The sequence below is a fragment of the Superficieibacter sp. BNK-5 genome (assembly GCF_047456055.1).
Lineage (GTDB): Bacteria > Pseudomonadota > Gammaproteobacteria > Enterobacterales > Enterobacteriaceae > Superficieibacter.
This window is the reverse complement of the sequence record NZ_CP179893.1, coordinates 3,485,478-3,504,711: the sequence shown is the minus strand read 5'-3', so window position 1 is coordinate 3,504,711 and position 19,234 is coordinate 3,485,478. Positions and strand designations below refer to the sequence as shown.

At 54.0% G+C, this 19,234-nt stretch carries 17 protein-coding genes; 11 read left to right on the top strand and 6 right to left on the bottom strand.

The genetic code is table 11. The annotated features are described in order from the left end of the window. Positions 1-9: 9 nt before the first annotated feature. From ACMGGS_RS16750 to pspA, 5 genes are all read right to left on the bottom strand, one after another. Positions 10-1,695, bottom strand: a complete 1,686-nt coding sequence (locus tag ACMGGS_RS16750) for a sugar phosphorylase (RefSeq protein WP_414163552.1) — start codon at positions 1,693-1,695, stop codon at positions 10-12. A gap of 183 nt (positions 1,696-1,878) precedes the next feature. Continuing rightward, a complete protein-coding gene (pspD, locus tag ACMGGS_RS16745) occupies positions 1,879-2,115 on the bottom strand; it encodes a phage shock protein PspD (RefSeq protein WP_414163551.1) in 237 nt (78 codons plus the stop codon). A gap of 16 nt (positions 2,116-2,131) precedes the next feature. Next, positions 2,132-2,491: an envelope stress response membrane protein PspC gene (gene pspC, locus ACMGGS_RS16740; RefSeq protein WP_194208412.1), complete on the bottom strand. Its 360-nt coding sequence runs from the start codon at positions 2,489-2,491 to the stop codon at positions 2,132-2,134. Continuing rightward, entirely contained in the window at positions 2,491-2,715 is a 225-nt protein-coding gene (gene pspB, locus ACMGGS_RS16735; protein ID WP_176918152.1) for an envelope stress response membrane protein PspB, read from the bottom strand. The genes pspC and pspB overlap by 1 nt, the downstream gene beginning before the upstream one ends. A gap of 52 nt (positions 2,716-2,767) precedes the next feature. Beyond that, positions 2,768-3,436 carry a phage shock protein PspA gene (gene pspA, locus ACMGGS_RS16730; RefSeq protein WP_414163550.1) on the bottom strand — a complete coding sequence of 223 codons (669 nt, stop codon included), beginning with the start codon at positions 3,434-3,436 and terminating at the stop codon, positions 2,768-2,770. Between the two features lie 173 nt (positions 3,437-3,609). On the opposite strand from pspA, the gene pspF reads away from it, so the two are divergent. The 6 genes from pspF (at position 3,610) to sapF (ending at position 9,985) form a co-directional block, all read left to right on the top strand. Continuing rightward, positions 3,610-4,587 (top strand): phage shock protein operon transcriptional activator, encoded by a 978-nt coding sequence (gene pspF, locus ACMGGS_RS16725; RefSeq protein ID WP_414163549.1) that lies wholly within the window; start codon positions 3,610-3,612, stop codon positions 4,585-4,587. 112 nt (positions 4,588-4,699) lie between these two features. Beyond that, a complete protein-coding gene (sapA, locus tag ACMGGS_RS16720) occupies positions 4,700-6,346 on the top strand; it encodes an ABC transporter substrate-binding protein SapA (RefSeq protein WP_414163548.1) in 1,647 nt (548 codons plus the stop codon). Beyond that, positions 6,343-7,308: a putrescine export ABC transporter permease SapB gene (gene sapB / locus ACMGGS_RS16715; RefSeq protein WP_414163547.1), complete on the top strand. Its 966-nt coding sequence runs from the start codon at positions 6,343-6,345 to the stop codon at positions 7,306-7,308. Before sapA ends, sapB begins: the two co-directional genes overlap by 4 nt. After that, positions 7,295-8,185: a putrescine export ABC transporter permease SapC gene (sapC, locus tag ACMGGS_RS16710; protein WP_176918157.1), complete on the top strand. Its 891-nt coding sequence runs from the start codon at positions 7,295-7,297 to the stop codon at positions 8,183-8,185. Before sapB ends, sapC begins: the two co-directional genes overlap by 14 nt. Then, positions 8,185-9,177, top strand: coding sequence for a putrescine export ABC transporter ATP-binding protein SapD (gene sapD, locus ACMGGS_RS16705; protein ID WP_414163546.1), 993 nt, complete (start codon positions 8,185-8,187; stop codon positions 9,175-9,177). The genes sapC and sapD overlap by 1 nt, the downstream gene beginning before the upstream one ends. 1 nt (position 9,178) lies before the next feature. Continuing rightward, positions 9,179-9,985: a peptide ABC transporter ATP-binding protein SapF gene (gene sapF / locus ACMGGS_RS16700; RefSeq protein WP_176918159.1), complete on the top strand. Its 807-nt coding sequence runs from the start codon at positions 9,179-9,181 to the stop codon at positions 9,983-9,985. Between the two features lie 213 nt (positions 9,986-10,198). On the opposite strand, the gene ACMGGS_RS16695 is transcribed toward sapF, so the two are convergent. Then, a complete protein-coding gene (locus tag ACMGGS_RS16695; protein ID WP_414163545.1) occupies positions 10,199-12,307 on the bottom strand; it encodes an ADP-ribosylglycohydrolase family protein in 2,109 nt (702 codons plus the stop codon). A gap of 317 nt (positions 12,308-12,624) precedes the next feature. Between ACMGGS_RS16695 and fabI the strand changes: the two genes are divergently transcribed. From fabI to ACMGGS_RS16670, 5 genes are all read left to right on the top strand, one after another. Further along, on the top strand, positions 12,625-13,413 hold the full coding sequence (gene fabI / locus ACMGGS_RS16690) for an enoyl-ACP reductase FabI (RefSeq protein ID WP_103676525.1): 789 nt from the start codon (positions 12,625-12,627) through the stop codon (positions 13,411-13,413). A 184-nt stretch (positions 13,414-13,597) separates the two neighbouring features. Continuing rightward, positions 13,598-14,734: a CMD domain-containing protein gene (locus ACMGGS_RS16685; RefSeq protein ID WP_414163544.1), complete on the top strand. Its 1,137-nt coding sequence runs from the start codon at positions 13,598-13,600 to the stop codon at positions 14,732-14,734. A gap of 99 nt (positions 14,735-14,833) precedes the next feature. Beyond that, positions 14,834-16,768, top strand: a complete 1,935-nt coding sequence (locus ACMGGS_RS16680; RefSeq protein WP_414163543.1) for an exoribonuclease II — start codon at positions 14,834-14,836, stop codon at positions 16,766-16,768. Positions 16,769-16,966: 198 nt separating this feature from the next. Next, the gene (pdeR, locus tag ACMGGS_RS16675; RefSeq protein WP_414163542.1) at positions 16,967-18,961 is read left to right on the top strand and encodes a cyclic di-GMP phosphodiesterase; all 1,995 of its coding nucleotides are present in this window, start codon (positions 16,967-16,969) and stop codon (positions 18,959-18,961) included. 75 nt (positions 18,962-19,036) lie between these two features. Further along, positions 19,037-19,219, top strand: coding sequence for a hypothetical protein (locus tag ACMGGS_RS16670; RefSeq protein ID WP_414163541.1), 183 nt, complete (start codon positions 19,037-19,039; stop codon positions 19,217-19,219). Positions 19,220-19,234 lie beyond the last annotated feature (15 nt).

The following is a 19,234-nucleotide window of genomic DNA, read 5'->3' as shown; positions in this document are numbered from 1 at the left end:
GACGTTCCTTTATTGTTTTTTGATCCAGGTAACCTGCCACGGGCGCAACGTTACCGACGTATCCATAACGACATGTTTATTAATTAAATCAAAGCCACCCTGTACATTTGCATCGACATGCTGTTCTTTATCACTAATATTGAACAGAGCAGTGATTTCTTCGCCATTATTAGCAGTACGGGTAATAAGCAGTACGCTGGGATTGAGCGTCTGAATAGTAAACTGGCTATCCGGGTGAAATGCTTTATTCTGACGACGAAGCACAATCAGTTGTGAAAGGATATGGTAGGCCCTGCTACGCAGCGAGTCAGACGTAAACAATTGCTGTTCTATTTCAGTTGCATCATATTTCTGGCGATTAATCGCGCGATTATAGCCCAGTTTTTCTACGCCCGCATAATCGTTACGCGAACCCATGATACTTTGAATATATACTGCCGGTACACCCGGGAACGTCAGTAAAATAGCGTGCGCCAGCATAAAGCGGGCCAGACGCTCATCGTCGTTGTCATCCTGACGACTCAGCGCGTCCATATAGGTCACATTGATTTCGTAAGGGCTACGGCTGCCATCCGGGTTATTTTTCCAGTTGACCAGAGCACCTTGCTGCTGAAGTTTATCGACCAGTTGCAGAATGTCGTCTTCCGGCAAAATCCCGCGTAGCGGATTCAGCCCAACCCCATCGTGCGAGGCCAGGAAGTTGAACCAGGTCGTTTTATCGGAAGGCAGCGTCAGGCTTTGCGCCCAGCGACACAGCGCGGTAGCATCCTGACGGTGTACCGAGTGCAATACCAGCGGCGGCAAAGAGAACTGATAAACCATATGCGCTTCATCACTGCCATTGCCGAGATAAGAAATATTATCTTTATGCGGCACGTTGGTTTCAGTAATGATGACCGTTCCCGGCGCGACCGCATCGGCGATAGCGCGGAATAGTTTGATGAGCAGGTGCGTTTTTTCAAGATGAATGCAACTGGTGCCCGGCGTTTTCCACATAAAGCCGACCGCATCAAGACGGATATAGTCCGCGCCCTGCAACAAATAATGCAGCAGCACATCCACCATCGTCAGCAGCACTTCCGGGCAGGCATAGTTGAGATCGATCTGGTCTTCGCTGAAGGTGGTCCACAGGTGACGTACCGAGCCATCGCTCAGGGTAAAAGGCGTCAGCAGTGGCAGTGCGCGAGGACGCGTTACCGCGGATAAATCCGTCTCAGGATCCATCTCAATAAAGAAATTCTCGAAGCCAGGTTTTTGCTGTAAATAGTTATTAAACCATTCACTTTTTGCCGACATATGATTGCAGACAAAATCAAACATTAATTTTGTTTGTGTTTTTAATTCAGCGATATCATTCCAGTCCCCACTTTCCGGGGCAACTCGATGATAATCCATCACTGAAAAACCATCGTCTGATGACCACGGGCAAAAGGGTAATAGATGAACGTGCGAGAAAACGGACTTAAACCATTTCTGGTAAAATTGATTAAATACTGCCAACGGTTTTTGTTCAGCTTGATGAAACTGATCGGCATAGGTGATTAACACCACATCACTTTCATCCCATCCCTGCTTACGCTGTTGAGAAATTAATGATTTACTGCGGTCAATGGCGGTAAATAACGCCTCACGATGTGCCGCTGAAAATGCCTCGGCGTAAACATCGGTCAGCAACTGATTAATTTTTTCCTTCATTTCACTTTTCCATGGTATCGGTCCCACGAAAAAGAGACTACTACTGTGAAAATTAGCTGTCAATGCGCAGCATGAGTCATACGAGATGAAAGAAAGATTTTTAGCGGGGTAATTTTGTAATTTGTGAGCTGCCGCAAATTCAGAGAGGAATATGTGAAAGGCTTGTTACGGTGACCGGGAGGGTCACCGTGGGGTTTGACGCTTCGCGTAACGGCGAGAGACTTTTTTTGCGGCGTGATTGAGCAATGGCTCAAGCGCCAGTGCCAGCAGCATTTTTAACGGACGGCGGGCGACGGATTTAATCGCCCACCCTGCCACGCCTGCCGGACCGTAGCGCAGCGCGGTGAGCAGCACCAGCTTGCCGGCGATCTTTAGGCCGGGTTTAACGCGGGTGCCCGCTTTCTGCCACTTATTGTTCATGTCAGGCTCCTGTTTATTAAAGCTGACGGAATCGACTGCGCAGCGAGAAGGTATCAGAGGTCACATAGCGTTCCATTTCGCGCAAACGCTTTTCACCATCCGCCAGTTCACGGTCCACCACTGCCAGTAATTCGCTACTGGATGGGGTGCGCTCACCGTTAATCTCCCCTTCTGGCATCGGATCCAGCATGAAGGCCATGATGATATAGGCCACCACGACAAAGAAGAACAGGCCAAAAACCATCGCTAATACGGTGATTAGGCGGACCAGCTTTACCGGCACATCAAAGTAGTGCGCGATCCCGGCGCAGACGCCCTTCACCATGCCCTGCTGGGGAAGTCGCCACAGCTTTTTATTCAGATCGATGACGGCCATTAGCGATTCCTCCATTCAGGATGCTCTGCATCAAGAATAGCTTCCAGCGCCTGAATACGCTCCCGCATCCGTTGGGCTTCATCGTTAAGCTGGAGCAGTTGCTGTTGCTCATTCGCTGATAACGCACCGTTGCGCGAACGGTTGTTGTAATGCAGCCACAGCCAGACCGGCAGAATAAATAAAATGAACAGGGTTAACGGTATAGCAAGAAAAAGCGTGCTCATGTGTACTCCTTACAGATATTGAGCGGCGGTGCGTTCGGGCACCGCCAAATAATTATTGATTATCCTGCTTCATTCTGGCTTTCAGTGCCGCCAGTTGCTCGCTAATTTCATCGTCGGCCTGCAGATCGGCAAACTGCTGATCCAGCGTTCTCTGTTTGCCAAAGCCATGACTTTCCGCTTCGGCTTCCATATGGTCAATACGGCGTTCGAAAGATTCAAAACGGGCCATCGCTTCATCAATTTTACCGCTGTCCAGTTGACGGCGCACCTCACGTGATGAACTTGCTGCCTGGTGACGCAGCGTTAATGCCTGCTGGCGCGCACGGGTCTCGCTCAGTTTATTTTCCAGCTCGCCAATCTCTTTTTTCATGCGGGCCAGGGTTTCATCGACCAGCGTGCTCTCATCTTCCAGGGTGGCAATCAGATCGGTCAGCTTTTGCTTCTCAATCAGCGCAGCGCGAGCCAGATCGTCTTTATCTTTACGCAGCGCCAGTTCCGCTTTTTCCTGCCATTCTGCCTGCTGGGCCGTTGCTTGTTCAATGCGGCGGGTGAGCTGCTTTTTCTCAGCCAAAGAGCGGGCAGAGGTGGAGCGGACTTCAACCAGCGTGTCTTCCATTTCCTGAATCATCAGGCGCACCAGTTTCTGCGGATCTTCCGCCTTTTCCAGCAGCGAGTTGATGTTGGCGTTCACGATGTCGGCGAAACGAGAAAAAATACCCATAATTGGATCCTCACAATAATGTTCATTATATCGGGCGGCGCCCTGCTGAATAGCTATCTGCAATCGGCGTGCCATGTTTTTATGTTATTGTTTTATCAGCGCTTGATTGATTTATCACCGATACAGAGATACAGTTAACTGGTGAATCACACTAACTTATGGTGAATTTCATCATGGCTGAATATAAAGACAACCTGCTGGGCGAAGCGAACAGCTTTATTGAGGTGCTGGAACAGGTCTCGCGGCTGGCAACGCTGACGAAACCGGTGCTGATTATCGGCGAACGTGGTACGGGGAAAGAACTGATCGCCAGTCGTCTGCACTTTCTCTCGTCTCGCTGGCAGGGACCTTTCGTCTCGCTCAATTGCGCGGCGCTTAATGAAAATCTGCTCGACTCCGAGCTTTTTGGCCATGAAGCTGGCGCGTTTACCGGGGCGCAGAAACGCCATCCGGGGCGTTTTGAACGCGCCGATGGTGGCACCCTTTTCCTTGATGAGCTGGCGACCGCACCAATGCTGGTGCAGGAGAAGCTGCTGCGCGTCATTGAGTATGGCGAGCTGGAGCGCGTGGGCGGCAGTCAACCACTCCAGGTGAATGTCCGGCTGGTCTGCGCGACGAATGCGGATCTGCCCGCCATGGTTAGCGAAGGCACGTTCCGCGCCGACCTGCTGGACCGGCTGGCTTTTGATGTGGTGCAGCTTCCGCCACTACGCGAGCGGCAAAGCGATATCATGCTGATGGCCGATCATTTCGCGATCCAGATGTGTCGCGAAATCGGCCTACCGCTGTTTCCGGGCTTTACCGAACGCGCCAGCCAGACGCTACAGGACTATCGCTGGCCGGGGAATATTCGTGAGCTGAAAAACGTGGTGGAGCGCTCAGTATACCGTCACGGCACCAGCGACGAACCGTTAGATGAGATTATTATCGATCCCTTTGCCCGTGCCCTGCCGCCGCCATCTTCTTCGCAAAGCCAGGCAGATGCCCTTCCCGACCTGCCGCTGGATTTACGTCAGTATCAACAGCAACAAGAACGGGCGTTACTGGAAAAAAGCCTGCAACAGGGACGGTTCAATCAAAAACGCGCGGCCGAACTGCTGGGGCTGACCTATCACCAGCTACGGGCATTGCTCAAAAAACATCAAATTTAGCCCCATAAAAGGCAAAACTGGCGAGATTTACAGCGTTTGTCCGCAGACATTTTTACGCAGCCGACATAAGTGCGATACACTTTGCAGATCGAATCTGAAAACCCTGAAAATTATGCGCCTGGTTTTGTCATCTTTGGTCGCTGCAGTCGGCCTGTTTTACGGCCTGGCTCATGCCGCCCCTGTGCCACCGGCTTCGCCTGTTTCCGATATCCGTGATAGCGGTTTTGTCTATTGCGTCAATGGACAGGTGAGCACCTTTAACCCGCAAAAAGCGGGCAGCGGCCTGATTGTCGATACGCTGGCCGATCAGCTGTACGATCGCCTGCTGGAGGTCGATCCCTATACCTATCGTCTGGTGCCTGAACTGGCTGAACGCTGGGAAGTGCTGGATAACGGCGCAACCTACCGCTTTTATCTGCGCAGCGGCGTCGCTTTTCAGAGTACCGCGTGGTTTAAACCGACCCGCCCGTTAAACGCCGACGATGTGGTATTTACCTTCCAGCGTATCTTTAACCGCCATCATCCGTGGCACAACGTTAACGGCAGCAGCTTCCCCTATTTCGACAGCCTTCAGTTTGCCGATACGGTGGAAAGCGTGCGCAAGCTGGATAATCGCACCGTCGAGTTTCGTCTGACCCGGCCAGACGCCTCGTTTCTCTGGCATCTGGCAACCCATTACGCCTCGATCATGTCGGCGGAATATGCCGCCGCGTTAACCAAAACCGATCGTCAGGAACAGTTGGATCGCCAGCCGGTTGGTACGGGGCCTTATCAGCTCAGCGAATATCGCTCCGGGCAATATATCCGCTTGCAGCGCCATCCCCATTTCTGGCGCGGTCAACCGCTCATGCCGCAGGTGGTGGTCGATCTTGGTTCCGGCGGCACGGGCCGTCTCTCGCGGCTGTTAACCGGCGAATGTGATGTGCTGGCCTGGCCCGCCGCCAGCCAGCTGTCTATTTTGCGCGACGATCCGCGCCTGCGGCTGACGCTGCGACCGGGGATGAACATCGCCTACCTGGCTTTTAATACCAATAAAGCCCCGCTGAATAATCCGGCGGTCCGGCATGCGCTGGCGCTGGCCATTAATAACGAACGATTGATGCAGTCGATTTATTACGGTACGGCGGAAACCGCGGCGTCCATTCTGCCGCGCGCCTCGTGGGCTTATGACAACGAAGCGAAAATCACGGAATACAATCCTGGCAAAGCCCGTGCGCAGCTTAAAGCGCTGGGCATTGAAAACCTGTCGCTTCAGCTTTGGGTGCCCACCTCATCTCAGGCCTGGAACCCCAGCCCGTTGAAAATGGCAGAACTCATCCAGGCAGACATGGCGCATATCGGCGTAAAGGTCAATATTATGCCGGTTGAGGGGCGTTTCCAGGAGGCGCGGTTGATGGACATGAACCACGATCTGACGCTGGCAGGCTGGGCGACCGACAGTAACGATCCGGACAGTTTTTTCCGTCCGCTGCTGAGCTGTGCCGCCATCAGTTCTCAAACCAACTATGCCCACTGGTGCAATCGTCAGTTCGACAACGTGCTGCTTAAAGCACTGTCTTCGCAGCAGCTTGCGTCACGCATTGATGCCTATGATGAAGCGCAGCGTATCCTCGCCAGTGAACTCCCGGTGCTGCCGCTGGCTTCATCACTGCGCTTGCAGGCCTATCGCTATGATATGAAAGGGTTAGTGCTCAGCCCATTTGGCAACGCCTCTTTTGCGGGCGTCTCGCGCGAGAAAGAAGAGGAGCAGAAACCATGATTATTTTTACATTGCGCCGACTGCTACTGTTACTGGTTACGCTGTTTTTGTTGACGTTTATCGGCTTCAGTCTGAGCTACTTTACCCCGCACGCGCCGCTGCAGGGCGCGTCGTTGTGGAACGCCTGGGTTTTCTGGTTTAACGGTGTTTTGCACTGGGATTTCGGCGTCTCCAGTATTAATGGTCAGTTAATCTCTGAGCAGTTGAAAGAGGTGTTTCCGGCCACTATGGAGCTGTGTATTCTCGCCTTCACGTTTGCGCTGCTGATCGGCATTCCGGTGGGAATGCTGGCCGGGATCACCCGCAACAAATGGCAGGACAATGTTGTTAGCGCGCTGGCGCTAATTGGCTTTTCTATTCCGGTGTTCTGGCTGGCGCTGCTACTGACGCTGTTTTTCTCGCTGACCCTTGGCTGGCTGCCGGTCTCAGGGCGCTTTGATCTGCTCTATGAAGTGAAAAATGTCACCGGTTTCGCCATTATTGATGCGTGGCTTTCCGATTCTCCGTGGCGACATGAAATGGTGATTAGCGCCCTGCGCCATATGGTGTTGCCGGTGCTGACGCTGGCGGTCGCGCCAACCACGGAAGTCATTCGATTGATGCGCATCAGCACCATTGAGGTTTTTGATCAGAACTACATTAAAGCGGCGGCCACGCGTGGCGTATCGCGGCGAACTATCCTCTGGCGTCATGTGCTGCATAACGCGCTGCCGCCGGTGATCCCGCGCCTCGGGCTGCAATTCTCTACCATGCTGACGCTGGCGATGATCACCGAAGTGGTATTTAGCTGGCCGGGACTGGGCCGCTGGCTGGTTAACGCTATTCGGCAGCAGGATTATGCGGCGATCTCAGCGGGTGTGATGGTGATTGGCGCACTGGTCATCATTGTTAACATGATTTCTGATATTTTGGGTGCTATGGCTAACCCTCTGAAACATAAGGAATGGTATGCCTTACGATAGCGTCTACAGCGAAAAACGCTCGCCGGGCACGCTGCGCAACGCGTGGCGCAAATTTTACGGCGACACCACCGCCATGATCGGCCTTTACGGCTGCGGTGCGCTGCTGTTGCTGTGTTTATTCGGCGGCTGGTTCGCGCCCTACGGGATTAATCAGCAGTTTTTGGGTTATCAACTGCTGCCGCCGTCCTGGTCGCGCTATGGTGAAGTGTCTTTCTTTCTTGGCACCGATGACTTAGGGCGTGATGTACTGAGCCGTCTGCTCAGCGGCGCAACGCCTACCGTTGGTGGCGCGTTCCTCGTGACGCTGGCGGCGACGCTGTGCGGGCTGGTGCTCGGTGTTGTGGCGGGTTCCACCCACGGCCTGCGCTCTGCTACGTTAAATCATATTCTTGATACGTTGCTGTCTATCCCTTCGCTGCTACTGGCCATTATCGTGGTGGCGTTTGCTGGCCCGCATCTCTCTCATGCGATGTTCGCCGTCTGGCTGGCCCTGTTGCCGCGAATGGTGCGCTCGGTCTACAGCATGGTGCACGATGAGCTGGAAAAAGAGTACGTGGTGGCCGCCCGCCTGGACGGGGCGACGACGCTGAATATTTTGTGGTTTGCGGTGTTACCTAACATCACCGCCGGGATGGTCACGGAGATCACCCGCGCCCTGTCTATGGCAATCCTCGATATTGCCGCGCTCGGCTTTCTTGACCTCGGCGCGCAGCTTCCCTCCCCGGAATGGGGCGCAATGCTGGGCGATGCGTTAGAGTTGATTTACGTTGCGCCGTGGACGGTCATGCTACCGGGGGCGGCGATTATGGTCAGCGTGCTGCTAATCAACCTGCTGGGCGACGGCCTGCGCCGGGCGATCAACGCGGGGGTGGAATAATGCCGTTACTGGATATCCGCAATCTGACCATTGAGTTCAAAACCAGCGAAGGCTGGGTTAAGGCGGTCGATCGCGTCAGCATGACCCTTGCCGAGGGGGAAATCCGCGGGCTGGTAGGCGAATCCGGCTCCGGCAAAAGTCTGATTGCCAAAGCCATTTGCGGCGTCGCCAAAGATAACTGGCGGATCACCGCCGACCGTATGCGTTTTGATGATATCGACCTGCTACGCCTTTCCGTGCGCGAAAGGCGCAAGCTGGTGGGCCATAATGTGTCGATGATTTTTCAGGAGCCGCAATCCTGTCTTGATCCCTCTGAGCGCATCGGCACTCAGCTCATGCAGAATATCCCCCGCTGGACTTTTAAAGGCCGCTGGTGGCAACGTTTTGGCTGGCGCAAGCAACGCGCCATTGAGTTGCTTCATCGGGTAGGGATTAAAGATCATAAAGATGTTCTGCGCAGTTTTCCGTATCAGCTTACCGATGGTGAATGTCAGAAGGTAATGATTGCCATCGCGCTGGCGAATCAGCCGCGCCTGCTGATTGCCGATGAACCCACCAATGCGATGGAACCGACTACCCAGGCGCAAATTTTCCGCCTGTTGAGCCGGTTGAATCAAAATAACAACACTACCATTCTGTTAATCAGCCACGACCTGCAAATGCTGAGTAAATGGGCTGACAGAATTAACGTGATGTACTGCGGGCAGACGGTAGAAACCGCCCCCAGTGAAGAGTTGATCGCTACGCCGCATCATCCCTACACCCAGGCGCTGATCCGCGCGATCCCGGATTTTGGCAGCGCGATGCCGCATAAAAGCCGCCTGAACACCATGCCCGGTGCGATCCCGCTGCTGGAGCATTTGCCCATTGGCTGTCGTCTGGGGCCACGTTGCCCTTATGCGCAGCGTAAGTGTATTGAAACGCCTCGTCTGACAGGGGCTAAAAACCATCTGTACGCCTGTCATTTCCCGCTGAATATGGAGAAAGAGTGAGATGGTTGAAACCCTGCTGGAAGTTCGTAACCTGAGTAAAACGTTCCGCTACCGCACCGGGTGGTTTCACCGTCAGACGGTAGACGCGGTTAAGCCGCTCAGTTTCACCCTGCGTGAAAAGCAGACGCTGGCAATTATTGGCGAAAACGGTTCTGGTAAATCGACACTGGCGAAAATGCTGGCCGGCATGATTGAACCGACCACCGGTGAACTGTTGATTGATGATTATCCGCTGCACTATGGCGATTACTCTTTTCGCAGTCAGCGTATCCGGATGATTTTTCAGGACCCGTCTACCTCGCTTAATCCGCGCCAGCGTATCTCGCAGATTCTTGATTTTCCGCTGCGCCTGAACACCGATTTGCAACCGGAAGAACGGCGCAAGCGCATCATCGAAACCATGCGCATGGTGGGTTTGCTTCCCGATCACGTTAGCTACTACCCGCATATGCTGGCACCGGGGCAAAAACAGCGTCTGGGACTTGCGCGGGCGCTGATCCTGCGCCCACAGGTGATCATCGCCGATGAAGCGCTGGCCTCGCTGGATATGTCAATGCGCTCGCAGTTGATTAACCTGATGCTGGAATTGCAGGAGAAACAGGGGATTGCTTATATCTACGTTACCCAGCATTTAGGGATGATGAAGCATATCAGCGATCAGGTGCTGGTGATGCACCAGGGGGAAGTGGTGGAGCGCGGCAGCACCGCCGATGTTCTCGCCGCTCCGCTGCATGATTTAACCAAACGGCTTATCGCCGGGCATTTTGGCGAAGCATTAACCGCCGACGCGTGGCGCAAAGATAAGTGATGATTACGCGTGGCCAGAGGGGGCGTTAAGAACGGCGTTGGCTAAGGTGCGCGTAATGCCGGGAGGCGGCTTCGCCTTGCCCGGCCTACGATAACCTCGGCGCTGGATCCACAGCACATCGTAGGCCCGGTAAGCGCAGCGCCACCGGGCAGGTTAACGTGGGGCGATAAGCTCAACGCGTTAAACCCTGGATCCACATTTTACGGCTTTTGTTCACGCAACCGGAGCGATTTGTATTGCGGCGGTAGACAGCGCGCCGGCACAGATCAGCAGCCCCACGGCACCGTCGGCAAGGCGTTGCGCCGAGCCATCCTCGGCACGCAGGGTTATACCGTCCACCGTGGCGGTAATGGTATGTCCCTCAATGACCACGTCGAAGGTAATATCCCGCTCATAGACGTCTTTCAGCCCCTGCTCCGCCAGCACCGTCACGCTGTCGTCGCGGACGCGTATAAGCTGGATTTTCTCCTCCCGCGTTATGCGTAGCGCATAATAGCGTCGCATTCCCTGAATGCGGAACGCCAGTCCGCCATAGTCGCCAAGATGCAGCGTGATCTGGCTTTGCACCTGGTAATCACTCCACTGCCGGGTACCGTGACTGACGATCCCTTCACCGCGCTCTTTTGAAATGCGGAAACGGGACGGATAATGTCGGGAGATCAAATCCACGCCGTTCACCCACGACCGCCACCAGAAATCACTCTCACCTTCGGGTTTGGTCAGCGTCAGCGTTGGTGCACCGTCCCAGCGCAGGAAGTCGACCAGCACCCGACCGCTTACGCTCCCGTCAACGGCGGCAAGCGAAACGCCCACTTCGCCGATCGGCTGGCCATGATTATCAGGAATAATCATACTCAGCGTAACGTCACTGCCGGGCTGTAACCTCTGCGCTTCTCCGTAGCAGGTTTGTAGCTGGCTGTTTTCGTCATAAATCCGATAGCACAGGCGCACGGCGACAGGCCCGGTATTTTCCTCCGGCATGAGTACGCGGGCCTGCAAACGCTGCCCCGAATAAATAAGCGGCGTAGCCATCAACTCGTAAGAGTGCATTTCAACGATTTCCGGCGGAGCGAAGGTTTGCGTGGTCACGCAGCTTTGCCGATCCGTAACCAGATTCGCATAGCGCAGACTTAAATAATGTTTCCCGGCGTATTGCTCATTACCGATCCCGACAGAGGATCTGCTCTCTTCCGCCAGCCAGCGGAAACCCTGCACGCTGCCGGGAAGTGAGAAATGGTACTGCGCGCCCTCTTTCGGCGCTGCAGGCGGTTCCTGTCCGGCGATTTTATGCCCGAGAGCAACAAGATAATCCGTCACCCGCACGGCGTTATTGATGGAGAATCCGCCATCGGCGGAGGAGATAAGCATCCGGTCCGCCAGCGGCCCGCGCCAGTCCGGCCCGGTGTCGATGCCCTCTAATCCCAGCATTATGCCCGACAGGCAGCCGACGTTACCCGCGTTGCAATCCGTGTCCCAGCCGGAGGTGTTGATAATCATCTGCGCCTGCTGAAAATCATGCGGTGCGTAGAGTATCGCCATAATCATAATGGCGTGATTAGGGATCACATGGCAGTTGCTGGGGTATTTTTGATAGCCGTACTGCTCTTCAATACGCTGGCGGGTACGGTGCCAGTCGTTATCTTCTTTGCGCCAGCGGCAGACATCGGCAATCACCCGGGCAATGTCGCAATCCGCAGGAATAACCGACAGCCCGGTAGCGATAAGCTGCTCAATATCCTGACAAATAAACGCCTGCGCTTCCATCGCGGCCCACAGCATCGCGGCATACACGGACTCGCCATCGTGGCTGACGCTGGCAGCCTTCTGTGCCAGCGAGGCGGCCAGAAACGGTTGTCCCGGCGCGACCAGCGCCCAGCCGTCGATGAAAATTTGCGCACCGATTTGCTCGGCGATGGTTTTACCGTTGGTGGCGATCGCGCCGCTCAGCGGCGCGGGAATACCATTTTTGAGGTTCAGCCAGGCGGTATGCTCCGTGGAATTACCATGCCCGCCCCACCAGAGAATAGTGCGTTTATCAATAATGTAATTCAGCCAGCACTGGCCCAATTGCTCTGCGGTGAGGTCTGGCGGTAAGGCGTAGTCTTCCAGCGCGCGAATAAAGGTAAAAGTACCGGCCACGTCATCGTCAGTCACCACCAGCGGACGGTTAAACTGGTCATGGACATAATAATTAATCGGCCCCAGCTCCTGCATAATTCGCTGGTAGGTCCAGCCTTCGAAGGGACGTCCCAGATAAACGCCGATTAACTTCCCCAATACGCCGGCATAGACGCGCTGATAATAATCTGATGGTAATGGCATATCCCTGTCTCGTTGTGTTGTCCATTTCAGGCGTGCAATAGTACTGAGCGGACAGGGACTAAAAGTAGAGACAGATCACATTACGCTATCAATCAAATGTCCGGATCTGTTAGCTTGAGCGCCATTCTTTTTTCTCGGGATAACCCGACGGGGACAAAAAATAAGTGACACTGTCACTGCTCTATCCACTGCCTCGCCTATAGCCTCCTCTGATGGAGTAGCTTATAATGGCCGTTTGTGGTTTCGTACCGCTTATTTAAGCACCAAACCGCCTGACCTCAGGCAAAGTAAGCACCAATCAAATAAGGACTTAAGCTATGGGTTTTCTTACCGGTAAGCGCATTCTGATCACTGGCGTCGCCAGTAAACTTTCCATTGCCTACGGTATTGCACAGGCTATGCATCGCGAAGGGGCTGAACTGGCGTTCACCTACCAGAACGATAAACTGAAAGGCCGCGTGGAAGGTTTTGCCGCTGAGCTTGGCTCCAGCATTGTGCTGCCGTGTGACGTAGCTGAAGATGAGAGCATCAACGCGCTGTTCAGCGAGCTGGCAAAAAGCTGGCCGAAATTCGACGGTTTTGTTCACTCCATCGGTTTTGCGCCGGGCGACCAGCTGGACGGCGACTATGTGAATGCCGTGACCCGTGAAGGCTTCAAAATTGCCCACGACATCAGCGCCTACAGCTTTGTGGCGCTGGCGAAAGCCTGCCGCGAAATGCTGAACCCGGATTCCGCCCTGCTGACGCTTTCCTACCTCGGTGCCGAGCGTGCAATCCCTAACTATAACGTAATGGGTCTGGCAAAAGCGTCTCTGGAAGCCAACGTGCGCTATATGGCGAACGCGATGGGTCCGGAAGGTGTACGTGTTAACGCCATCTCTGCCGGTCCAATCCGTACCCTGGCAGCGTCCGGTATCAAAGATTTCCGTAAGATGCTGGCACACTGTGAAGCGGTTACGCCGATTCGCCGTACTGTGACCATTGAGGACGTAGGTAACTCCGCCGCGTTCCTGTGCTCTAACCTCTCTGCCGGTATCTCCGGTGAAGTGGTTCACGTTGACGGTGGCTTCAGCATCGCCGCCATGAACGAACTGGAACTCAAATAAGTTCTTTGCCCTCTTCGCCCCGCGCGGAGAGGGCTTTCTCCTGCTATATTCCGATCCGCTATTAAATATCACCCTTCAGTCTTTTATCCCCTCACGCGCTTAAGCCAGGATATCCAGGTTAAAACGATCCGCTGCATAGCGTCTGCATTCGCGCGGGTCGCCACCTTCAGATCAAGGAAAGCCCATGGAGCAACGCCGCGTTTCCGGTAAAAGCCACTGGTATCATGAGACTCAGTCCAGTACCTGTCCGGCAGACGTTCTGCCGCTAGTCCCTGAAGCCGCTCACGTTGAGGACCGCTTCCTGCTTGAACTTACGCTGCCCGCGTCGCTTCTTGCCGCCTGTGAAACCTGGATCGCCCCGGCCAGAGAGCTGACAACGTTACTTTTCCCGGATACCGTGGCGGTCACGCGTTTGCAAACGTTCAGCGCTTACGATCGTCTGAGCACCGCCTTAACCGTCGCGCAGGTATATGGCGTACAGCGGTTGTGCAATCACTATGCCGCGCGACTGGCCCCTTTGCCCGGACCTGACTCTTCCCGTGAAAGTAATCACCGCCTGGCGCAGATCACCCAGTATGCTCGTCAACTTGCCAGCTCGCCGTCAGTGATCACCCCGCAGGCCAGAGCGCAGCTCGAAGATGTCGGACTGACCACTCATGATATCGTGCTGATCAATCAAATCAGCGGATTTATCGGTTTTCAGGCGCGCGTGCTCTCTACCTTCCAGGCGCTGCTCGGCCACCCGGTGCGCTGGATCCCCGGCATGCCGGTGCAGGAAGATGCGCTGGCGACGCGTTTTACTAATCCGGATGCGCAGTGGTTCCCCGCCATTGGCGGTATTGAAGCCCACCACGCCAGCGCAGAACAGGCTGCGACGCTGAGCAAATGGCAGGCCCTGCCGCCGCTGGAGGGTCTGGTTCCCCTGCTGGTATATGATTGTCGCACGCTCGATGCGACGGCGAGGCTTATCAAGGCCCTGCCAGAGGGTCCTTTTACCGGGCTGGCCGCGCTGATTACAGCCCGCATCAATGGCAGCGTAAGTTGTTTTAACACCTGGCGCGTCACCGTCGACGGCGCGGCAGAATACGCTTTCGACGGGGAGAAAGCGTCAGGATCCTGGAGTCAAAACCGCCCTATTGAACAGGCTATCATTCAGGCGGTTCAGCTACTAACCCGCGCGCCAGATCGCTTTAGCGCCGCCCAATTCACGCCGCTTATCGAACATGGCCTCTCCGTCGAGCAGGCGGTTAACCTGCTTGCATGGAGCGGTTTGTGCGGCTGGCTGAATCGGCTAAGGATCGCGCTGGGCGAAACCGCTTAACCCGACATTGTCCAGGGAAAAGGGGCAAACAGCGCTTGCTGGAAAGGTAAGATTCGCGTAAAACTGTCAGCCGCTCTTAGGCCACGAAAATACATCACTATGCTTCAGGATAACCCGCTGCTCGCGCAGCTTAAACAGCAACTACATTCCCAGACCCCGCGTGCTGAAGGGGTCGTTAAAGCCACGGAAAAGGGCTTTGGCTTCCTCGAAGTCGATGCGCAAAAAAGCTACTTTATTCCACCGCCGCAGATGAAAAAAGTGATGCACGGCGACCGTATTATTGCCGTTATTCATAGCGAGAAAGATCGTGAAAGCGCGGAGCCGGAAGAGCTTGTGGAACCTTTTCTTACCCGCTTCGTCGGCAAGGTTCAGAAGAAAGATGACCGTCTTTCTATCGTACCCGATCATCCTTTGCTGAAAGACGCGGTTCCGTGTCGCGCCGAACGCGGCGTGGCGCACGATTTTCAGAATGGCGACTGGGCTGTGGCCGAGATGCGCCGCCATCCGCTTAAGGGCGACCGCAGTTTCTATGCCGAACTGACGCAATTTATTACTTTTGGCGACGATCATTTCGTTCCGTGGTGGGTCACCCTGGCACGGCATAATCTGGAAAAAGACGCGCCGGAAGGGAATGCGACTGAAATAATGGACGAGGCCCTTGAGCGCCAGGATTTAACCGCGCTGGACTTCGTGACTATTGACAGTGCCAGCACCGAAGATATGGACGATGCGCTGTACGCTGAAGCGCTGGCTGACGGCAAGCTGCAATTAACCGTCGCGATTGCCGATCCGACGGCATGGATCGCTGAAGGCAGTAAACTGGATGAAGCCGCTAAAGTGCGCGCTTTTACCAACTATCTGCCGGGCTTTAATATCCCGATGCTGCCGCGTGAACTGTCGGACAATCTTTGCTCCCTGCGTCCACAGGAAGTTCGTCCGGTGCTGGCCTGCCGGATGATCGTTGATGCAGAAGGCGCGATTGAAGACGAGATCGAATTCTTCGCTGCAACTATTGAATCCAAAGCAAAGCTGGCCTATGACAACGTCTCCGACTGGCTGGAGAATAACGGTAGCTGGCAGCCGCCGAGTGAACGTATTGCCGGGCAGATTACGCTGTTAAACCAGATTTGCCTGAAACGCGGCGAATGGCGTCATAACCATGCGCTCGTGTTTAAAGATCGTCCGGATTATCGCTTTGTGCTGGGCGAGAAAGGTGAAGTGCTGGATATCGTGGCCGAGCCTCGCCGTATTGCCAACCGCATTGTTGAAGAGTCGATGATTGCCGCTAACATCTGCGCCGCTCGCGTGCTGCGTGATAAGCTCGGCTTTGGCATCTACAACGTCCATACCGGTTTCGATCCGGCTAATAGCGAGCAGCTTGCTGCCCTGCTAAAAACGCACGGGATGCATGTGGATACCGAAGAAGTCCTGACCCTGGAAGGTTTCTGCAAGCTACGTCGCGAGCTGGATGCCCAGCCGACCAGCTTCCTCGACAGTCGTATTCGTCGCTTCCAGTCCTACGCGGAAATCAGCGTCGAACCGGGTCCCCACTTTGGTCTCGGTCTTGATGCCTACGCCACCTGGACCTCACCGATCCGTAAGTATGGCGATATGATCAACCATCGTTTGCTGAAAGCCGTGATCAAAGGGGCGTCTGTTGAACGGCCGCAAGCGGATGTTACCGTGCAGATGGCGGAACGTCGTCGCCTGAACCGGATGGCTGAACGCGATGTCGGCGACTGGCTGTATGCCCGCTTCCTGAAAGATAATGCCGGAACGGACACCCGCTTTGCCGCAGAGATTATTGATATCAGCCGTGGCGGGATGCGCGTGCGTCTGGTGGATAACGGCGCGGTTGCCTTTATCCCGGCACCCTTCCTGCATGCCGTGCGCGACGAACTGGTTTGCAGCCAGGAAAACGGCACTGTGCAAATCAAAGGTGAAGTGGTCTTCAAAGTCACCGAGGTGATTGACGTGACCATCGCTGAAGTTCGTCTGGAAACCCGCAGCGTTATCGCGCGTCCAGCCGCCTGATTACTGTTAACGTCATGAAACGGCTTTCCGTGAAAACGGGAAGCCGTTTTTATATTCACCGCACTAATGCGATATCCCTACCATTTCTTTAAAATTTTCCGCCAAAAACAATAAAAGCGTTCACACTGAAAGAGTCGACACACACCGTGCCGGGCATAAATACGCTTATTTAAAACATATTTATTGTGCGGAGAGGATATGAAAAACGAGCCTGAGCATAATCTTCTGTCCCGTTTAACAGGGAGTCCCAGCCCGCACTGGCGGTTTAAAGCGCACAGTAATACTCTACATCTGACGGCCCATGAAAGCGCATCTCTCACTCAGGTTATTACCCTTTCCGCAGAGCAGGCCGCACGGATACGTGAGCTGAGTGTTATTACCTCCAGCCTTAAGATCACGCTCACTATTTATAATTGTGAGATCCCCATTCATCTGGTTGGGCGAAAAGTCAGCGCTGACGAATGGGCAGGCACGTCCTCAGCGTGGAATGACACCTCCTCCGTCGCGCGCGATCTGGCACAGAGTCTTTCCTTTGCTGAACAGGTGGTTTCTGAAGCGAACTCGGTTATTGTTATTCTTGACCGCCACGGAAATATTCAGCGTTTCAATCGCCTTAGCGAAGAATATGCCGGTAAGAAAGAACATGAAGTCATAGGACAAAGCATTTTTAATCTTTTTATGACGCCGGGCGAGGCGAATGCGTCCAGGGAGTATATTAATGACTTTTTTAATAACGGCAGTTCCTATGAGGTAGAGCGCTGGATCAACACCCGCAAAGGGCAACGTCTTTTTCTGTTCCGTAATAAGTTTGTCCACAGCGGTAGCGGTAAAAATGAAATTTTCCTTATCTGTTCTGGCACCGATATTACTGAAGAGCGGCGTGCTCAGGAACATTTGCGGGTACTGGCGAATACCGACAGCGTGACCGGATTACCGAATCGCAACGCCATTCAGGCGCTGATTGGCGACGCCATCGAACTGCGTGGTGATACGCAGGTGGGTATTGTTTATCTGGATCTCGATAACTTCAAAAAAATAAACGATGCCTATGGACATATGTTTGGCGACCGCCTGCTCCAGGCCGTATCGCTGGCTATTTTAAGCTGCCTGGAAGAAGGTCAGTTGCTGGCGCGACTGGGTGGCGATGAATTTATCGTGCTGGCGACCAATACGTCACAGGGCGCACTGGAAGCCATGTCATCGCGTATTCTGCAACAGCTTCAGCAGCCCTTCCGTATCGGCCTGATAGAAGTTTATACCCGTTGTTCACTTGGCATTGCAATTGCGCCGCAGCACGGAGAGGATCGCGAGAGTGTTATTCGCAATGCGGATACCGCCATGTATACCGCGAAAGAGAATGGCCGGGGCAAATTCTGCGTGTTCGCCCCGGAAATGAATCAGCGGGTGTTCGAATATTTGTGGCTGGATACTAACCTGCGCAAGGCGCTGGAGAACTTACAGCTGCATATTCATTATCAGCCCAAAATTGACTGGGATGGTGAGGTGCATAGTCTGGAAGCGCTGGTCCGCTGGCAGTCGCCTGAGCGTGGATTGATCCCGCCGCAGGAGTTTATTGCCTATGCCGAAGAGTCTGGTCTTATTGTGCCCCTCGGACGCTGGGTGATGCTGGAAGTGGTGCGCCAGGTCGCGGCCTGGCGTGATAAGGGCATTCATCTGCGCGTGGCGGTCAACGTTTCGGCTCGCCAGCTGGCGGATCAGTCGATTTTTAGCGATCTGATTCAGGCACTAAAAGAATTTCATTTTGACGATTGCCCGATTGATGTCGAACTGACCGAAAGCTGCCTGATTGAAAACGCCGAGCAGGCGCATTCAGTCATTCAGCAATTCAGCCAGTTAGGCGCGCAAATCCATCTTGATGATTTTGGGACAGGGTATTCGTCTCTTTCAAAGCTGGCGCATTTTCCCATCAATGCCATCAAGCTGGATCAAAGTTTTGTTCGCGATGTTCACCAACAGGCGGTATCGCAATCGCTGGTCAGGGCCATTATTGCCTTCGCCCAGGCGCTCCAGCTTCGGGTTATTGCTGAAGGCGTGGAAACAAAAAAGGAGGATATCTTCCTCACCCGAAATGGCGTAAACGAAAGACAGGGATTCTTATTTGCCAAACCAATGCCAGCAGAGGCGTTTGAAAAATGGTATCGGGAGTATCAAACAAGAGTTATTCATTCATAGAAGATTTTTTTACTTTTCTTTTATCATCAATTTTTGCATCATTGAATTTATTCGCTTTTTGATAAAGGTTTCGACATGGCCGATCTTAATCCGCACAATGTGGCACAACGTATTGATACCGTGCTTGATATCCTGGTTGCTGGCGATTACCACTCTGCTATCCATAACTTAGAAATACTTAAAGCTGAGCTTCTGGAACAGTCAAATCGCGAACGGCCTGATGAACAAGGCGCACCAAAATCACCCTGGGAAATTTAGCATCAGGCTAATCAT